This is a genomic window from Brevundimonas goettingensis (assembly GCF_017487405.1).
Classification (GTDB): domain Bacteria; phylum Pseudomonadota; class Alphaproteobacteria; order Caulobacterales; family Caulobacteraceae; genus Brevundimonas; species Brevundimonas goettingensis.
The window spans coordinates 2888390-2905112 of sequence record NZ_CP062222.1; the positions used below are offsets into that span (position 1 = coordinate 2888390).

Consider the following 16723-nt stretch of genomic DNA (forward strand, 5'->3'; position numbering starts at 1 on the left):
TCTTGCCACCCCTCTCTTGCTTCCGGGCCGGGCCTCGCGTTACGCCGGTGTACGGGCCCTTCGCCCGCCTGCCGGGAGCCCGCCATGACCCTCCGTCCGCTTCTGATCGCGTCCCTGTTCGGGGCCGCCCTCGCCGTCGCCGCCTGCCATTCGGATCATCCCGAAAAGAGCGCCGCCGCCTCGGCCGAGGCCGCCGCAGCCTCCGCGGATCAGGCGGCCTCCGACGCCGCCAAGGCCGGGGCTGACGCCGCCGCCGCCAGCGAGGCCGCCCTTCAGGCCGGGACCCAGGCCGCCGAGGCCGCGGGCTTGCCGGAGCCGGGGTCGCCGACCACCGTCCCCCTGCCCGAACAGGCGCCGCACTGAGCGTTTCGACCGGTTCCGGACGCTGACGAACCGGCTCGATCCCCCGCACCGCACCATGTTATGCGATCACGAACGCGTGATTTTTTAACTTGCGGTTTGGCGCGCGGGGGCGTCTGCTCCTCCTCGCGGGGCTTCACGATCCCGCGGAAAAGGAAGGAATTCCCTATGACCATTCGTCACCTGATGGCCCTGTCGGCCGCCGCCGCCGCTGCCCTGGCCATCACGGCCTGCTCGGCCAAGCCCGAAGAAAAGGCCGCCGACGCCGCCGCTGATTCGGCTGCCGCCGCCGATACCGCCGCTGACGCCGCCGCGACCGCCGACCAGGCCGCGACCGACGCCGCCGCCGCCGCCGGCGAGGCCGCTTCGAGCGCCGCCGCCGCCACGACGACCGCTCCGGCCGCCGACGCCCACGCCGCCCCGGCTGAAGGCGCCATGGCGCCGCACGCCGCCCCGGCTCCGGAAAAGCACTAGATCTTACGGACGGACCCCGGACACGGCTTCGGGGTCTGACGGGACAGGGGTCGCCTTCGGGCGGCCCCTTTTTCGTATCCCATTTCGTATCCCCCATTTGGTATCCGACGTCGCCTGTCGTCGGATGGACGGTGTAGGAGAGCGCCATGCTCCCCGATCCCGAAACACGCGGACACGCCGACCTGACCTGGTCCGAGAACGGCGAGCCCCGTTCGGCCCGATTCGGCGACGTCTATTTCTCGAAAGACGACGGCCTGGCGGAGAGCCGCGCGGTCTTCCTCGGCGGCTGCGGCCTGCCGGACGGCTGGGCGGGACGACGTCAGTTCACCATCGCCGAACTGGGCTTCGGCACCGGGCTCAACATCATCGCCCTTCTGGACCTGTGGCGGCGCGAGGGACCGGCGGACGGACGGCTCAACGTCTTCTCCATAGAGGCCTTCCCCCTGACGGCCGAGGAGGCCGCGCGGGCGCTCGCCGCCTGGCCCGAGGTCGCCGACATGGCCGCCGCCCTGATCGCGGCCTGGCCGGCGGGAACGCCCGGCTTTCACCGCATCGACCTGCCCGATTTCCGCGCGACGATCGACCTGGCCGTCGGCGACGCGGCCTGGGCGCTGGAGGAGTGGCGGGGCACGGCGGACGCCTGGTTCCTCGACGGCTTCTCCCCGGCCCTGAACCCCGGCATGTGGTCCGACGCCGTGATGGACGGGATCGCCGCCCGATCCGCGCCGGGCGCCCGGGTCGCCACCTTTACCGTCGCCGGCGCCGTGCGGCGCGGCCTGTCGGACCGGGGCTTCCAGGTCGAGAAACGTCCCGGCCACGGGCGCAAGCGCGAGCGGCTCGAGGCCTGGCGTCCCGAAGCGGTGGCGACGTCCGGCCCCCCCGCCATCGCCACCGCCACCGCCACCGCCACCGTGGCCGTCATCGGCGGCGGCGTCGCCGGCGCCTCGGTCGCCCGGGCCCTGAAGGCTCTCGATGTCCCCGTCGTCCTGATCGAAGCCGAGCGGCCCGGCGCCGGGGGGTCGGGCTTTCCCGCCTCTCTGGTCACCCCCCGGCTCGATGCCGGAGACGCCATTATCGCCGGCTTCCACGCCCAGGCCCTGGAGCGCGCCCGCGCCCTCTATTCGGCGACGCCGGGCGCAGTGATTGCCCCGGGCGTGACCCAGCTGGCGCAATCCGACCGCGACGCCGCCCGCTTCGCCAAGGTCGCGACCCAGCCCTGGTGGCCCGAAGGCGAGATGACCGCGTCCGAAGGCGGGCTGCGCATGGCCGGCGCCCTGACCGCCTCACCCCGGCGGATCCTCGACGACTGGCTGGACGGGGTCGCGACGATAACCGGCCGGGTCGCGCGGATCGAGCATCAGGGCGACACGGTCCGTCTGCTGGATGCGACCGGCGCCGTCCTGACCGAGGCCCGGGCCGTGATCGTGACTGCCGGCTGGGGCGCCGCCGATCTGGCTCCGGCCCTGGGCCTCAAGCCCGTGCGCGGTCAGGCGGACTGGGTCGAGATCGATCCCGCGCCGGAGGCCACGGCCTGGGGCGGCTATGTCGCCCCGACGGGATCGGGTTTCCTGTTCGGCGCCACCCACGACCGGGACCAGACCGCCACCGAGGTTCGCCCCGGCGACACCGACCGCAACCGCGCCGTCCTCGCCGCCCGCCTCCCCGGTCTGGAGGAAGCGATCGCGGCGACCCCGACCCAGGCCCGGGCGGCCATCCGGGCGACGACCGGGGACCGGTTGCCGGTCTGCGGCGCGCTGGCGGAGAGGGTCTGGGTGCTGGGCGGCCTCGGGTCGCGCGGCTTCTGCGTCGCCCCGCTTCTCGGCGAACATCTGGCGGCGGTCGTCACGGGAACCCCCTCACCCCTGCCCGCCGGGTTCGCGGGCCGGTTGTCACCGGACCGGCTCATCACGCCCTGATCCCGGAAAACAGTGATCGTTCACAACCCTTGCGTCAGATTCGCAAAGGGTACAGATTGAAAACGAACGCTTCCGTTCCCGCTCCTGAGGAGGTCGCTGTGCGTCAGTCCTTGCTGCTTCTCGTTCCGGCCGTCGGCCTGATGGTCGGTTCGGCCGCCCTGCCCGCCGCTGCCCCGGCCCGCGCCGAAGCGCCCGAACGCCAGTGCTTCTCGCAACAGCAGGTCGACAATTTCCGTTCGGGTCGGGACCAGACCCTGTACCTCAAGGTACGGGGATCGGGCGTCTATCAGTTGACTACGGCGGGCGCCTGTCTCGACCTTGACCACGCCTATCAGATGGCGATCGTGCCCGAGATGGGCGCCAGCCGTCTGTGTACGGATGAATGGGCGACACTCGCGGTTCCGGGCTCGGCCGCGCCGGTTCAGGCCTGTCGCGCACGCATCGACAAGAAGCTGACCGACGCCGAGGTCGCCGCGCTGCCGGCCCGTTCCCGCCCTTGATAGGACGGGACCGTTCCCGCGCAAGGGATGCGGCCCGGTCAGTCTGGAAGGGACTTATGCGACCGGGCCGCCCGACCGGACATACAACGCCCGGACCAGAGCGTATCTAAAGGACGCGCGTCCTACGTGCGTCCTAACTTTGGTACGCATTTGCCACTCCAAGGGTATTTCATACCCTCAGACGTCTGAAAATGGGGTCGATTCGGGCAATCTTCGGCTAGTCAGGGCCTTGGCCGGATCAGGCCGCGCGGCGCTTGCCGCCCATCAGCATCGACAGGACGGCGCCGAGCGTTTCCGGCAGGTCCGGACGGGCGACGACCTTGTCGACCATGCCTTTTTCCTGAAGATATTCGGCGCGCTGGAAGCCCGGCGGCAGTTTCTCGCGGATGGTGCTTTCGATCACCCGCGCCCCGGCGAAGCCGATCAGGGCGCCGGGTTCGGCCAGATGGACGTCGCCCAGCATGGCGTAGCTGGCGGTTACGCCGCCCGTGGTCGGGTCGGTCAGGACCACGACATAGGGCAACTGGGCCGCCTTCAGCTCCTGCACGGCGAGGGTCGAACGCGCCATCTGCATCAGGCTCAGCGCGCCCTCCTGCATCCGGGCGCCGCCGGCGGCAGTGAAGCAGACCAGCGGGACTTCACAGGCGATGGCGGCGTGGGCGGCGGCGACGAAGGCCTCGCCCGCCGCGGTGCCCAGCGATCCGCCCATGAAGCTGAAGTCCTGGACGATGACCACGGCGGGCGTGCCGTCGATCTCGCCGAAGCCGATCATCATCGTGTCCTTGCGGCCGGCCGCCTTGCGCGCCGCGCCGAGGCGATCCTTGTAGGATTTGCCGTCCGAGAATTTGAGCGGGTCCTCGGGCACGTCCGGCGTGTCGATCGCTTCGAACTGGCCATCGTCGAAGGTGTAGCGCAGACGCTGCTCGGCGTTCAGCCGCATGTGGCGGCCCGACGGCGTCACCCAAAGGGCGGCCTCGAGGTCCGAGCGATAGAGCATCTCACCCGTATCCGGGTCCTTGACCCAGAGATTGTCGGGGGTCTCGTTGCTGCGGCGGCTGACGATCTTGCGCACCCCCGGAGCGAAGCGGGCGAGCCAGCCACCCCTTGGCTTATCGGAGTGGGGCTTTTCAGGATGGGGTTTGTTATCGGCCATGGCGGGTCTCTAGACGGTTTCGCCCACGCGCGCACCCCGTACGGCGTCGCCGAGAGCCTTCACCTTCGCCAGAACGCGCGGGGCGGCGGGTTCGTTCGCGGCGATCGCCGCGGCGACCTCCTCGACCAGAACCGAGCCGACCACCACGGCATCGGCGACGCGGGCGATCTCGGCGGCGCGTTCGGGCGTCTTGACGCCGAAGCCGACGGCGACCGGCAGGCCGGTAGCCTTGCGGATGCGCTCCACCGCCGGCGCGACGGAAACGGCCTGGGCCTCCTTAACCCCGGTCACACCGGCGACCGACACGTAATAGACGAAGCCAGACGTGCGCCGCGCGATGACCTTCAGCCGGGCGTCGTCCGAGGTGGGGGTCGCCAGACGGATCAGCGACACGCCGTTGGCGTCGAGAGCGTCGGACAGAGGGTCGGCCTCCTCCGGCGGGCAGTCGACGACGATCAGGCCATCGATGCCGGCGGCGGCGGCGTCGTGCGCGAAGGCTTCATAGCCGTGGCTCTCGATGGGGTTCAGATAGCCCATCAGGATCACCGGGGTATCGTCGTCGGTCTCGCGGAAGGCGGCGGCCAGCTCAAGCGTGCCCTGCAGCGTCAGCCCGGCCTTCATCCCGCGCTGGGCGGCGCGCTGGATCGGCGGCCCCTCGGCCATGGGGTCCGAGAAGGGGAATCCCAGTTCGATGATGTCGGCGCCGGCGGCGGGCAGGCCCTTCAGGATCTCCAGCGCTGCGTCGCGGGTGGGATCGCCGGCCATGACATAGGCCACGAAACCAGCCCGGCCTTCAGCCTTCAGGGCGGCGAAACGGGCGTCGATACGAGCCGTGGTCATTGGGCGGGCCCCGTCGCAGCCGGCTGGGCGGCGCAGACATTGCCGGGGATGGTGGCGAAGCCGAGGTAGCCCACGGCCGTCGGCGAGGTCGGACGGTTGGTGTCGTAGAAGGCCTGCATCTGCATTCCCTCGCAGCCGCCGCCTTCCTGGCGCCGGATGAAGACGACGCGGTTGTTGTCGCCCGCCGCGACCAGCCAGCCCTTGGCTTCCAGATCGCTGATATAGGCCTCGGCCACGGTGCCGACGTTGCTCATCAGAATGCCGACGCAGAAGGCCTTGCCGTTCAGCCCGTACAGGTTGCCGCAATCGGGCGCCGGCTCGGCGCCCTGAAGCAGGGGGATGTCGGTCGCCGGGCGCCCCTGCGGTCCTGCGGGCGCCGGAGCGGTCTGGGCGGGCGCGGCCGGGGCCGTCGTCTGGGCGGAGGCGCCCGAAGCCGCGGAAACGAAAAGCGCCGTGGCGGCGATGGTCAGGATTTTCATGTTCACAACTCCACACCCAGATATTTCGCGACCTGGAAGATATCCTTGTCGCCACGCCCCGACATCAGCAGCACCACATCGCCGCCCTTGCCGACTTCCCTGGCGATCTCGCCCGTGCGGGCCAGGGCGTGGGAGGGTTCCAGGGCGGGGATGATCCCCTCGAGCTTGGAGCACAGCTGGAAGGCGTCCAGCGCCTCCTGATCGGTCGCCGAGCGATATTCGGCCCGGCCGATGTCGTGCAGCCAGGCGTGCTCCGGCCCGATCCCCGGATAGTCGAGACCGGCCGAGATCGAATGGCCTTCCAGGATCTGGCCGTCGTCGTCCTGGAGCAGGTAGGTGCGGTTGCCGTGCAGCACCCCGGGCCGGCCGCCCTTCAGCGAGGCCGCATGGTCGGGCGTATCCAGCCCATGGCCCGCCGCCTCGACCCCGATCAGCCGCACGTCGGCGTCGTCGATGAAGGGGTGGAAGGCGCCGATGGCGTTCGACCCGCCGCCGATACAGGCGACCACCGCCTCGGGCAGCTTGCCCATCTGGGCCATCGACTGGGTCTTGATCTCCTTGCCGATGACCGACTGGAAGTCGCGCACCATCATCGGATACGGGTGCATCCCGGCCGCCGTGCCGATGATGTAATAGGTGTCCTCGACATTGGTCACCCAGTCGCGCATCGCCTCGTTCATCGCGTCCTTCAGGGTCGCGGCGCCGGCGGTGACCGGGAAAACTTCCGAGCCCAGAAGCTTCATGCGGAAGACGTTCGGCTGCTGCCGCTCCACATCCACCGCGCCCATATAGACGGTGCAAGGCAGGCCGAAGCGGGCGCAGACGGTCGCCGTCGCCACCCCGTGCTGACCGGCGCCGGTCTCGGCGATGATCCGCGTGCGGCCCATCCGACGGGCCAGCAGGATCTGGCCCATGCAGTTGTTGATCTTGTGCGCGCCCGTGTGGTTCAGGTCCTCGCGCTTCAGCCAGATCTTCGCCCCGCCGAAATGCTCGGTCAGGCGCTCGGCGAAATACAGCGGGCTCTCGCGACCGACATAGTGGGTCAGGAAGCTGTCCAGCTCGGCCTGGAAGCTCGGGTCCGCCTTGGCCGCCGCATAGGCCTCGTCCAGCTGCAGCACCAGCGGCATCAGGGTCTCGGGCACGAACCGGCCGCCATAGGGGCCGAAACGGCCCTCGGCGTCGGGCTGGGAATAGGCGTTGGGGAGGATGGCGTTCACGGGCGGAACCTTCAGGCAGGCGGGCGTCGGAATTACGACCGGCGCGCCGCCTCCAGGAAGGCCGCGATCCGGGCTGCGTCCTTAACACCCGGGGCGCTTTCCACGCCAGAGGACACGTCCACCAGGGGCGCGCCCGAAATCCGGACCGCCTCGGCGATATTGTCCGGGTTCAGCCCGCCGGCGAGGAACCACGGCTTGGCGAACCGGCGCCCGGCCAGCAGGGACCAGTCGAACGAGGCCCCCACGCCGCCCGGCAGGTCCGCGCCTTCGGGCGGTTTGGCGTCGAACATCAGATGGTCGGCGAAGGGCTCCCATTCGGCGGCCGCGGCGAAGTCTTCGGCGCTACGGATCGGCAGGGCCTTGATGATCCCGGCCCCGGTCAGTCGTCGGACCTCCTCGGCCCGCCCGGGCGTCTCCGAGCCGTGCAGCTGGATGAAGTTCGGCCTCAACATCAGACCGATCTCGGTCAGCAGCCGGTCGCCCGGATTGACCACCACCGCCACCACATTCGCCCGCCGCCGCGCACGCTCGAACAGGGAGGCGGCCTCGAGCGGCTCGAGATGGCGCGGGCTCTTCTCGAAGATCACGGCGCCGACAAAACGCGCGCCGCCGTCGAGCGCCGCATCGAGGGTGTCCGGTGTCGTCAGGCCGCAGATTTTCACGCCGGTGGTCATGGCTCGCAGGTGCGCGGCGGGCGGCCCGAGGTCAAGAGCCCCCGAAAATCGCGTCGATCTCCGCCTGATCCAGCAGCCGCCATTCGCCGGGCGGCAGATCGTCGCGCAGGGTCAGCCCGCCCAGCCGTTCGCGGTGCAGGGCCTCGACGTGGTTGCCGACGGCGGCGAACATGCGGCGGACCATGTGATAGCGGCCCTCGGTCACCGTCAGCCGGGCCTCTGTTGGCGACAGCACCTCCAGATGGGCGGGCGCCAGCGGCTTGTCCTCGCCCTCCAGCACCAGACCGCCCTGCTCGAACAGCGGCCCTTCCGTCCCGACCAGCGGCCTCGCCAGCGTGGCGCGATAGACCTTGGCCACGTGCTTCTTCGGACTGATCACCCGGTGCAGCAGGTCGCCGTCGTCGGTCAGCAGCAGCAGGCCCGAGGTCTGTTTGTCCAGCCGCCCGATGGTCGAGACGGCGGGATCGCGCCGCCGCCAGCGCTCGGGCAGGACATCATAGACGAGCGCCCCGTCCTCCTTGTGCGAACAGGTCATGCCGAGCGGCTTGTTGAGCAGGATGACCAGACCCGGCACGGGATCCAGCGGCTCGCCGTCGATCTCCATCCGCGACGGCAGATCGGGCGTCACCGGAATGCGTTTCGACACATCCGTCAGATCGGCGCCGTCCAGCACGATCCCCCCGACCTTGCCCAGCCGCGCGATCTCGGTCCGCGAGCCGTAGCCCATGGAGCCGAGCAGCTTGTCCACGCGCGACGTAGGGACTTTTTTCATTGCGCTATCGCCCTTCGGGCTACTTGAGCGCGGCTCATTTGACGGCTTCGAACAGCTTGTAGCCGCCGCCGTCGCCGACCGGGGTGACGCGCTTGAAGGCGTCCTTCAGCTCGCTCTCATAGGGCAGGTGACGGTTGGCCACGAGCCACAGGACGCCGCCCTTCTTGAGCATGCCGGCGGCCTTGCGGATGAAGGCCTGACCCAGCCGCCGGTCCTCGGCACCGCCGTCGTGGAAGGGCGGATTCATGACGATGAAGTCGAGGTCGCCGCCCTCGTCCAGCGTGCGCACATCGGCCCAGTCGAAGCTGGCGCGCGGATCCTCGACATTGCGTTTAGCCGCCTCGACCGCACGGCGGTCGGTGTCGACCAGTTTCAGCGCCGTCACCGCCGGCGAGCGCAGCACCACCGTCGCCAGCGCCCCATAACCGCAGCCCAGATCGGCGCCCGCACCCTTCATCGGCGGCAGGACCTGAGCCAGCAGGGCCGAGCCGCCGTCGATCCGGTCCCAGGCGAAGACGCCCGGTTGCGACCAGGCTTCCAGCCCCTCCACCAGACGCGGCGCGCCGGCTTCGATGGCCGCGTCCACGCCCGTCATCGCTTCGGGCTTGATCACCACGCAGCGGCGATGGTGCGCCTTGGCCGTCTCGCCGATCTCGACGCCGAAGGCTTCCAGCTCCTTCTTGAGGCGCGAGCCGCCCTTGTCCTTGGGGGCCATGACGTCCAGCCGCCCGCCGACCTTCAGCGCCTTGAGGGCGAGCGCCAGCGTATAGCGTCGCTCCAGCACGCCGGGCGGGGCATAGATCATGATCTCGTCGACCGAACCGGGCGCGAGGCTTTCCAGCGGGGTCGAGCCGGGGATCAGGGGCGAGGTCTGGGTCGCGGCGCCGGGCGGATCGAAGACCAGCGGCGGCCGTCCATAGAGGATCGTGTTCATCGCGGCGCCTATAGCCGGTTCCGCGACGAACGGGAAACAGTCAGGCCTTAGCCAGCAGCGCCTCAACCTCATCCCGCGTCGGCAGGGAGGGCTGGGCCCCGGCGCGGGTGGCGGCGACCGCCCCGGCGGCGCAGGCGAACTTGAGGGCCTCCGCCGGCTCCATTCCGTCCAGCAGGGCCACGGTGATCGCGCCCACGAAGGCGTCGCCCGCGCCGGTCGCATCCACCGCCGTGATCTTCGGCGGACTGGCCCAGGCGATCTTGACCCCGCGCTGGTACATCTCGGCTCCGCGCGCCCCTTGCGTGATCACCACCCGGCCGCCGCCGTGGTGCAGCAGGTCGCCGTAAAACTCCGCCTCGACCTCATTGACCACGATCAGGTCGGCGCGGCGCAGCAGGGCCTCCGACACCGGGGCGGCAGGGGCCAGATTGGCGCAGACGAACCCCACGGCGCGGCCGACGGCAGCCTCCACCGTCGCGATCGGCAGCTCCAGCTGGACGATCAGCGGCCCCTCGATCCGGGCCGGCAGCTGCTCCGGCGTGACCATGTGGTTGGCGCCGGCCGCGACCACGATCTGGTTCTCGCCCGAGGGATCGACGGCGATCAGGGCCACGCCCGTCGGGGCGGCGATGTCGACCTCCACCCCGGCCAGATCGACCCCGAAATCCTCCATCAGCGCCAGGGCGACCCCGGCCATGCCGTCGTCGCCGACGCGGCCGATCAGGGCCACCTCCGCTCCGAGTTTCTCGGCCGCCAGGGCCTGGTTGGCGCCCTTGCCGCCCGGATGGCGCATCAGGGTCGCGCCCGTCACCGTCTCGCCCGGCGCCGGCAGACTGGGGGCGGAGGCGACGAAGTCGAGGTTGATGGAGCCGACGACGGTGATGTTCATCCAACGGCCCCTTGCTGCGGAGCCGCAGCCTTCAGCTTCGCCGTGATCAGGTCGAACACCCCCTGCCCGTCCGCCTTCGTCGCCCAGTGGTGGCGGGCGGTCGCGGGGTCGATGCGAAACTCCACCGCCGTATGGCCGCGCGTGAGGTCGGACGCGGTCTCGACTTCGATACGGCAGGGCCGGGTCGTGAACAGTTCGGGTTTGAGCAGCCAGGCGACGGTGCAGGGATCATGCAGGGGCGGGTCCTCGCCCCTGACGATCTCGCGTTCGATCCGATGCGAGAAGCGCAGCATGGACGCGGTCGCCTCGGCGGCGGGGGTGCCGATAGCCTCGATCGCGGCGATCCGGTCCTCGGTCGCCCGCACCTGATGGGTGGCGTCCAAACCCATGACGATCATCTCGCAGCCCGAGGCGAAGACCTCGGCCGCCGCGTCCGGGTCGGCCCAGATGTTGAACTCGGCCGAGGCGGTGATGTTGCCGCCTTCGCTGCGCGCCCCGCCCATGGCCACCACACAGCCCAGATGCGCCGCCAGCCGGGGCTCTTTCCGCATTGCCAGGGCCACATTGGTCATCGGCCCCATGACCGAGAGCGCGACCTCGCCCGCCGGTCGGCTCATGACGATGGCGATCATGGCGTCGACCGCATGGCCCTGGGCCATCGGGGCGCCAGGCTCGAAAACGGTCAGGTCGCCCGTCCCCTCCAGCCCGTGAAACTCGCCCGCTCCCGCGGGTTCACGCACCAGAGGCCGTTCGGCGCCCGCATAGACCGGCACGTCCTCGCGCCCGGCGATCTGGCGCATGATCCGGGCGTTCCGCGCCGTCGCCTCGACCGGGACATTGCCGCCCACCGTGGTGATCGCCAGCAGCTCCAGCCCGGGCGCGGCGAAAGCCAGCAACAGCCCCACGGCGTCATCCACCCCGGGGTCGCAATCGATAATCAGGCTACGCGTCGTCATCGCGACAGGTTTGGCGAGGGTCGGGGCTTTAGGCAACCTGTCTCAGCCACACCGCTCCACGCACACCTGCGCCAGCACCTCGGCGGAATCCACCAGAGGCACGGTGACATCCGCCGCGCAGAGCAGCAGCGGCACCTCGGTGCAGCCGGCGATCACCACATCGGCCCCGCGCGCCACCAGGGCCGCGGCCAGCTGGGCCATGCGGGTCCGCGCCGCCTCGCCCATGTCACCGGCCTTGACCCCATAGACCCGGGCCATGAAGGCCTCGCGGTCGGCGCCGTCCAGCACCACGGGCTGCACCCCCGCTGCCGTCAGGGCCGCCGTGTAGAGGGCCTCGCCGCCGGGGGTAGCGAGAATCCCCGCGCGCCGGGCTCCGGTGGCGACCACCGCCGCCGTCGTCTCGGCGATCATGTCGATGAAGGGCAGCCCGGCCGCCCGAATGCCCGCCCCTTGAGCATGGGCCGTGTTGCACGGCATGGCGATGACCTCGGCCCCGGCGTCACGCAGCCGCGCCGCCATCTGACCCAGCACCGCCTCGGCCTGGTCGGGCGTCCTGTTCCGATCGGGGACCTGCGGGTTCATGTCCATCAGGACACGGATATGATCGGCGTCGCCCTCGGCGGGCGTCAGGGCCTGGACCCGCGCCAGAAACGCCACCGTCGCCGCCGGCCCCATACCGCCCAGCACGCCCAACACCTTCATTACAGCGAACCCTCGATCTCGCCCTGATAGCCGAAGAGGCCTTGCGCCCCGCCCGTGTGCAGGAAGACGACCGTCTCGTTCTCGAAACGGCCGGCGCGGGCCAGGGCGATCAGACCCTTCATGGCCTTGCCGGTATAGACGGGGTCCAGAACGATGCCGTCGGTGCGCGCCGCCAGTTTGAGCGCCTCGATCACCGCCTCGTCGACCAGCCCATAGCCCGCCCCGACATAGTCGCAGTCGGCGACGACCATGGCGTCGGTCACGGCGTCGGGACGACCCAGCAGGGCAGCGGTTTCCTTGGCCAGCTTGAGGACATTGGCCTCCTGCTTGTCCTTCGGCGCCCGGACCCCGATGCCCAGCACGGGGATGTCGGCGCCCATGACCGCCAGACCCGCGACCAGACCCGCATGGGTCCCGGCGCTGCCCGTCGCCGTCACGATCCTGTCGATCTGCATGTCCAGCTCATCGGCCTGGACCACGATCTCACGCGCGCAGTCGACATAGCCCAGAGCACCCGTAGGGTTGGAGCCGCCGCCGGGAATGACATAGGGCTTGCCGCCGCGCTTCCTGACCGCCTCGGCCGTGATCTCCAGTTCGGCCGCCATGTCCGTCCCGCCCGGCACGGTGCGGATCGAGGCGTCGAACAGCCGGTCCAGCAGGACATTGCCGTTGCGGGTGTAGTCGGTCGCCTTCGATCCCGTCCGCTCTTCGAGGATGATCTCGCACTTCAGCCCGTGCGAGGCTGCGGCCGCCGCCGTCTGACGCACATGGTTCGACTGGACCGCGCCTTGCGTCACCAGCGTATCCGCCCCTTGTTCGAAGGCGTCGCCGAGCAGGAACTCCAGCTTCCGCGTCTTGTTGCCGCCGCCGGCCAGGCCGGTGCAGTCGTCGCGCTTGATCCACAGCTCGACGCCCAGCGCTTCCGAGAGACGCGGCAGGGGCTCCAGCGGCGTGGGCAGGTGGGCCAGTCGGACGCGGGGGAAGCGGGCGAGATGCATGAAGGGGCTCCGGTTTGCAGACCCCTCCTACGCCGCCTGGACGACGCTGCGAAGACTAGACTGTCTGGGCGTGCTGAACGCTGACCGCCGCCTTGAGCGCCTCGACGATCATGGCCGCCGAGGGGAAGTCCGAGGCCATCAGGCCTTCCAGCACCGGCGCCGCCTCGGGCGTGACCACGGCGTTGGCCATGGCCCAGCGGCCGAACTCGCGCGTGGTGATGTTGTCGCGCTCCAGCAGCTTGATGTCCTTGTGGCGCGGGTCCCGCTCCAGCCGCCGCAACAGGCTGTCCAAGGTGCTCGCCGCGCCCTCGACCACCTGGATATAGCGGCCGTTGTGAGAGGCCAGGGCGCCGGTCAGTTCGTCGCGGTCGTTGTTGCGCTGGCTCTCGCCGAGGATGGCCACCAGATTGAGCAGGGAGGTCGTGCTACCGGTGGCCGTGCTGCGATACACCAGTCGCTGGAGCGTCTTTGTCATGGCGTTCCTGGGGAGGGGGAAGCGGGTTTACTAGGAAACGACCATTTCCTGTAAACCTTTCCAAACCCATAAGGCCCTGATCGAACAGGGAAATATGACAACCCTCGCTTGCGGGCGAGTCAAATACGCCTTAAACGCGCCTCAATTCAGCCCCGCGCCCCGGTTGAGCCCCGTCTCTGATTGCCCTAGGGTCACCGCGTTCTCCCGGGGGCGGCATTCGAGCCGCTGAGATTGAGGTAGTCCTCTGACCGGCCGAACCTGATCCGGGTCATGCCGGCGAAGGGATGAGTACGCTTTCGGTCCACACGCCACAGGACCAATTTCGCACCCGACGTCGGCGGAGCCCTCAACACCTGAGGCCGCCATGAACATCCAAGTCACTCCTGCCCAGACTCTGGCCGCCCTGCCGGAAGAGTCCCCTGTGGCTCAAGCAGCGAGCGACCGCGTCGCGAGCGATAGCCACGAACCCAACGTCGAGCTCGCGCTCAAGGACGCCCGCGAGGCGGTGATGAAGGAAACCGGGACCATCCCGACCGGCGAGCGCGCCGGCTCGAAGAAGGTCTATGTCGCCGGCGAACTCTTCCCCGACATCCGCGTCCCCTTCCGCGAGGTCGCCGTCCACCCGAGCGCCAACGAGCCGCCGGTGACCATCTACGATTCTTCCGGCCCCTACACCGACCCAACCGCCGTCATCGACATCAAGAAGGGTCTGCCCCTCGTCAAATCCAGCTGGCAGCTGGACCGCGGCGACATCGCCCCCGTCCTCGAGCCCCGCGAGGTCAAGCCCGAGGACAACGGCCACGCCTCGGGCCGCCACCTCGCCCCCCGCTTCGACGTCTCGAACCACAAGGTGTTCAAGGGCGTCGAGGGCCGCCCGGTCACACAGTATGAATATGCGAAGGCCGGGATCATCACGCCCGAGATGGAATATGTCGCCATCCGCGAGAACCTGCGCCGCGAGCAGAACGCGCCGTGCATCCGCGACGGCGAGGATTTCGGCGCATCCATCCCCGACTTCGTGACACCGGAGTTCGTGCGTCAGGAAATCGCCCGCGGCCGGGCCATCATCCCGCACAACATCAACCACCCCGAAGTCGAGCCTATGATCATCGGCCGCAACTTCCTGGTGAAGATCAATGCGAACATCGGCAACTCGGCGGTGCTCAGCTCCGTCGACGATGAAGTGGACAAGCTGGTCTGGGCCACCCGCTGGGGCGCCGACAACGTCATGGACCTGTCGACCGGCCGCAACATCCACAACATCCGCGACTGGATCATCCGCAATTCCAGCGTCCCCATCGGCACCGTGCCCATCTATCAGGCGCTGGAGAAGGTCAACGGCATCGCCGAGGACCTGACCTGGGAGGTCTATCGCGACACCCTGATCGAGCAGTGCGAACAGGGCGTCGACTATTTCACCATCCACGCCGGCGTCCGCCTGCCCTTCATCCCGATGACCGCCAAACGCGTCACCGGCATCGTCTCGCGTGGCGGCTCGATCATGGCCAAGTGGTGCCTGAGCCATCACCGCGAGAGCTTCCTCTACGAACATTTCGAGGAGATCTGCGACATCATGCGGGCCTATGACGTGTCGTTCAGCCTCGGCGACGGCCTGCGTCCCGGCTCGATCGCCGACGCCAATGACGAGGCCCAGTTCGCCGAGCTGCGCACCCTGGGCGAGCTGACGAAGATCGCCTGGGCGAAAGGCTGTCAGGTGATGATCGAGGGCCCCGGCCACGTGCCGATGCACAAGATCAAGGCGAACATGGATGAGCAGCTCAAGCACTGCCACGAGGCGCCCTTCTATACGCTTGGCCCGCTGACCACCGACATCGCCCCCGGCTATGACCACATCACCAGCGCCATCGGCGCGGCCATGATCGGCTGGTTCGGCACGGCCATGCTCTGCTACGTCACGCCCAAGGAGCACCTCGGCCTGCCCGACCGTCAGGACGTCAAGGACGGCGTCATCACCTACAAGATCGCCGCCCACGCCGCCGACCTCGCCAAGGGCCACCCGGCCGCCCGGATGCACGACGACGCCCTGTCCCGCGCCCGGTTCGAGTTCCGCTGGGAAGACCAGTTCAACCTCGGCCTCGACCCCGAAACCGCCCGCAAATACCACGACGAGACCCTGCCGAAAGAAGCCCACAAGACCGCCCACTTCTGCTCCATGTGCGGCCCGAAATTCTGCTCGATGAAGATCAGCCAGGACATCCGGAGGGATGCGGCGGCCCAGAACGATGCCGGGGCGAGCCTGGTCGAGGCGGAGGCCGGGATGGCGGAGATGTCGGCGAAGTTCCGCGCGGGCGGCGGGGTGGTGGAGGTGAAGGTGTGAGGAGTCAGACCTGAGCGACGAATACTTGGTCGTTCACTCGGACAGGCTTATCGAAACCAAGGCCGACTTCCTTGGAGTTAGCGACCACGATTTGATCAATTGCAGATCCATTATCTTGGATGCTAACGACCGATCTAATAAAACACGAGGATTCTGACCTTAATATAAAGCTATCACCCACACGGACGGTTATACCTTCGACTATAACCACCACTCTAGTACCGGGCGTATAAACCTCAGTAACACGCCCTATAGATCGGCATCTTTGCTTTAGCTGAAGAGATTCAACAGATAGCCAAGACACGCGTTCATAAAACGACCTACAAAGAGCCTCCATAAAGTCAACATACTGCAAAAATTGCTCAAGCCCAACGGTCTCATCAATAGATGTGTGGGCGTGAGCCGCTTCATTTCTATACTGTATAATTTCTTTGAGAGTTTTTTGCGTCCTCTCCAGCAACGAACTTCGATCCCCGAAATAAGTCGCCAAACTAGCACTTCGGCTCACCCAATTTGAAAGATCTGATACGCCACACCTAGACGCAATCTCATTTAGCGTTTCAAAGCGCAAATTTCGATCATGATGGATCAAGCACTCTGGATAAATCCGCCACTCATCTACACCAGAATAAGCGACTGCTTGATCTGCGATCATCGCCTCATAGGAAAGGTGGTCATAACGACCTTCGCCCGCTCGTTGGAGCATCGAAGCAAATAGTGGTTCATATGCGGCCCGGAACTCCGATGGCATGGTCGCATACGTGATTCCCTGGGTACGCATTAGCAGCCATTTGGCAAGCAGTTCTTCAACGAAATGCTCATATACGGCATAGAGCCGGCCAATGGCTGCGGCATGCTCTGCAACTCTCCACGCAGCATTGGAGGGTGCCGACCTTTTGACTTCAATCAGCTCGTACCCCAAGAGACTTGGTTCAGACTCATCGCCGTACGCGAGCACCAGTTTTCTCAGAGCCTCGCTGGTGACAGCAAACGCTCGGAGTGAGGCAAGATCTCTTTCGAGTATTTCCCAAGTTGTAGAAAACACG

General features: G+C 68.1%; 18 protein-coding genes and 1 riboswitch. Of the genes, 5 read left to right on the forward strand and 13 right to left on the reverse strand.

Annotated elements, in window-relative coordinates; translation table 11 throughout:
- Positions 1–84: 84 nt before the first annotated feature.
- The 4 genes from IFJ75_RS14040 (at position 85) to IFJ75_RS14055 (ending at position 3250) form a co-directional block, all read left to right on the forward strand.
- Complete coding sequence (locus tag IFJ75_RS14040; RefSeq protein ID WP_207868802.1) at positions 85–363, forward strand: hypothetical protein; 279 nt, start codon at positions 85–87, stop codon at positions 361–363.
- Between the two features lie 165 nt (positions 364–528).
- The gene (locus tag IFJ75_RS14045; protein WP_207868803.1) at positions 529–834 is read left to right on the forward strand and encodes a hypothetical protein; all 306 of its coding nucleotides are present in this window, start codon (positions 529–531) and stop codon (positions 832–834) included.
- 146 nt (positions 835–980) lie between these two features.
- Positions 981–2750, forward strand: a complete 1770-nt coding sequence (gene mnmD / locus IFJ75_RS14050; protein ID WP_207868804.1) for a tRNA (5-methylaminomethyl-2-thiouridine)(34)-methyltransferase MnmD — start codon at positions 981–983, stop codon at positions 2748–2750.
- A gap of 98 nt (positions 2751–2848) precedes the next feature.
- On the forward strand, positions 2849–3250 hold the full coding sequence (locus IFJ75_RS14055) for a DUF6491 family protein (RefSeq protein ID WP_207868805.1): 402 nt from the start codon (positions 2849–2851) through the stop codon (positions 3248–3250).
- 238 nt (positions 3251–3488) lie between these two features.
- Here the strand turns inward: IFJ75_RS14055 and accD are convergent, their stop codons facing one another.
- Genes accD through IFJ75_RS14115 form a run of 12 tightly spaced genes read right to left on the reverse strand, consistent with a single transcriptional unit; the run spans position 3489 to position 13339 of the window.
- Entirely contained in the window at positions 3489–4403 is a 915-nt protein-coding gene (gene accD, locus IFJ75_RS14060; RefSeq protein ID WP_207868806.1) for an acetyl-CoA carboxylase, carboxyltransferase subunit beta, read from the reverse strand.
- 9 nt (positions 4404–4412) lie between these two features.
- Positions 4413–5243 (reverse strand): tryptophan synthase subunit alpha, encoded by an 831-nt coding sequence (gene trpA / locus IFJ75_RS14065; RefSeq protein ID WP_207868807.1) that lies wholly within the window; start codon positions 5241–5243, stop codon positions 4413–4415.
- Positions 5240–5722 carry a hypothetical protein gene (locus IFJ75_RS14070; RefSeq protein ID WP_225896834.1) on the reverse strand — a complete coding sequence of 161 codons (483 nt, stop codon included), beginning with the start codon at positions 5720–5722 and terminating at the stop codon, positions 5240–5242. Before IFJ75_RS14070 ends, trpA begins: the two co-directional genes overlap by 4 nt.
- A 2-nt stretch (positions 5723–5724) precedes the next feature.
- Positions 5725–6939, reverse strand: a complete 1215-nt coding sequence (gene trpB / locus IFJ75_RS14075; RefSeq protein ID WP_207868809.1) for a tryptophan synthase subunit beta — start codon at positions 6937–6939, stop codon at positions 5725–5727.
- A gap of 32 nt (positions 6940–6971) precedes the next feature.
- On the reverse strand, positions 6972–7613 hold the full coding sequence (locus IFJ75_RS14080) for a phosphoribosylanthranilate isomerase (RefSeq protein WP_207868810.1): 642 nt from the start codon (positions 7611–7613) through the stop codon (positions 6972–6974).
- 31 nt (positions 7614–7644) lie between these two features.
- Positions 7645–8385 carry a pseudouridine synthase gene (locus tag IFJ75_RS14085; protein WP_207868811.1) on the reverse strand — a complete coding sequence of 247 codons (741 nt, stop codon included), beginning with the start codon at positions 8383–8385 and terminating at the stop codon, positions 7645–7647.
- A gap of 34 nt (positions 8386–8419) precedes the next feature.
- On the reverse strand, positions 8420–9319 hold the full coding sequence (locus IFJ75_RS14090) for a class I SAM-dependent methyltransferase (RefSeq protein ID WP_207868812.1): 900 nt from the start codon (positions 9317–9319) through the stop codon (positions 8420–8422).
- 40 nt (positions 9320–9359) lie between these two features.
- Positions 9360–10208 carry a ribokinase gene (locus IFJ75_RS14095; RefSeq protein WP_207868813.1) on the reverse strand — a complete coding sequence of 283 codons (849 nt, stop codon included), beginning with the start codon at positions 10206–10208 and terminating at the stop codon, positions 9360–9362.
- The gene (locus IFJ75_RS14100; RefSeq protein WP_207868814.1) at positions 10205–11164 is read right to left on the reverse strand and encodes a nucleoside hydrolase; all 960 of its coding nucleotides are present in this window, start codon (positions 11162–11164) and stop codon (positions 10205–10207) included. The genes IFJ75_RS14095 and IFJ75_RS14100 overlap by 4 nt, the downstream gene beginning before the upstream one ends.
- A gap of 42 nt (positions 11165–11206) precedes the next feature.
- The gene (locus IFJ75_RS14105; RefSeq protein ID WP_207868815.1) at positions 11207–11866 is read right to left on the reverse strand and encodes a cysteate racemase; all 660 of its coding nucleotides are present in this window, start codon (positions 11864–11866) and stop codon (positions 11207–11209) included.
- On the reverse strand, positions 11866–12864 hold the full coding sequence (locus IFJ75_RS14110; RefSeq protein ID WP_207868816.1) for a D-cysteate sulfo-lyase: 999 nt from the start codon (positions 12862–12864) through the stop codon (positions 11866–11868). Before IFJ75_RS14110 ends, IFJ75_RS14105 begins: the two co-directional genes overlap by 1 nt.
- 55 nt (positions 12865–12919) lie before the next feature.
- Positions 12920–13339 (reverse strand): BLUF domain-containing protein, encoded by a 420-nt coding sequence (locus IFJ75_RS14115; protein ID WP_207868817.1) that lies wholly within the window; start codon positions 13337–13339, stop codon positions 12920–12922.
- 194 nt (positions 13340–13533) lie between these two features.
- Positions 13534–13642, forward strand: a riboswitch (TPP riboswitch).
- Positions 13643–13847: 205 nt separating this feature from the next.
- On the opposite strand from IFJ75_RS14115, the gene thiC reads away from it, so the two are divergent.
- A complete protein-coding gene (gene thiC / locus IFJ75_RS14120; protein WP_207932621.1) occupies positions 13848–15677 on the forward strand; it encodes a phosphomethylpyrimidine synthase ThiC in 1830 nt (609 codons plus the stop codon).
- A gap of 4 nt (positions 15678–15681) precedes the next feature.
- On the opposite strand, the gene IFJ75_RS14125 is transcribed toward thiC, so the two are convergent.
- Complete coding sequence (locus tag IFJ75_RS14125; protein ID WP_225897115.1) at positions 15682–16722, reverse strand: MAE_28990/MAE_18760 family HEPN-like nuclease; 1041 nt, start codon at positions 16720–16722, stop codon at positions 15682–15684.
- Position 16723 lies beyond the last annotated feature (1 nt).

Excerpts from the sequence above, each read along its gene's own strand:
- IFJ75_RS14090 (WP_207868812.1), bottom strand. The coding sequence starts at position 9,319 with ATGAACACGATCCTCTATGGACGGCCGCCGCTGGTCTTCGATCCGCCC.
- IFJ75_RS14085 (WP_207868811.1), bottom strand. The coding sequence starts at position 8,385 with ATGAAAAAAGTCCCTACGTCGCGCGTGGACAAGCTGCTCGGCTCCATG.
- IFJ75_RS14095 (WP_207868813.1), bottom strand. The coding sequence starts at position 10,208 with ATGAACATCACCGTCGTCGGCTCCATCAACCTCGACTTCGTCGCCTCC.
- mnmD (WP_207868804.1), top strand. The coding sequence starts at position 981 with ATGCTCCCCGATCCCGAAACACGCGGACACGCCGACCTGACCTGGTCC.
- IFJ75_RS14105 (WP_207868815.1), bottom strand. The coding sequence starts at position 11,866 with ATGAAGGTGTTGGGCGTGCTGGGCGGTATGGGGCCGGCGGCGACGGTG.
- IFJ75_RS14045 (WP_207868803.1), top strand. The coding sequence starts at position 529 with ATGACCATTCGTCACCTGATGGCCCTGTCGGCCGCCGCCGCCGCTGCC.
- IFJ75_RS14080 (WP_207868810.1), bottom strand. The coding sequence starts at position 7,613 with ATGACCACCGGCGTGAAAATCTGCGGCCTGACGACACCGGACACCCTC.
- accD (WP_207868806.1), bottom strand. The coding sequence starts at position 4,403 with ATGGCCGATAACAAACCCCATCCTGAAAAGCCCCACTCCGATAAGCCA.
- IFJ75_RS14100 (WP_207868814.1), bottom strand. The coding sequence starts at position 11,164 with ATGACGACGCGTAGCCTGATTATCGATTGCGACCCCGGGGTGGATGAC.
- IFJ75_RS14115 (WP_207868817.1), bottom strand. The coding sequence starts at position 13,339 with ATGACAAAGACGCTCCAGCGACTGGTGTATCGCAGCACGGCCACCGGT.
- IFJ75_RS14070 (WP_225896834.1), bottom strand. The coding sequence starts at position 5,722 with ATGAAAATCCTGACCATCGCCGCCACGGCGCTTTTCGTTTCCGCGGCT.
- trpA (WP_207868807.1), bottom strand. The coding sequence starts at position 5,243 with ATGACCACGGCTCGTATCGACGCCCGTTTCGCCGCCCTGAAGGCTGAA.
- IFJ75_RS14040 (WP_207868802.1), top strand. The coding sequence starts at position 85 with ATGACCCTCCGTCCGCTTCTGATCGCGTCCCTGTTCGGGGCCGCCCTC.
- IFJ75_RS14110 (WP_207868816.1), bottom strand. The coding sequence starts at position 12,864 with ATGCATCTCGCCCGCTTCCCCCGCGTCCGACTGGCCCACCTGCCCACG.
- thiC (WP_207932621.1), top strand. The coding sequence starts at position 13,848 with ATGAAGGAAACCGGGACCATCCCGACCGGCGAGCGCGCCGGCTCGAAG.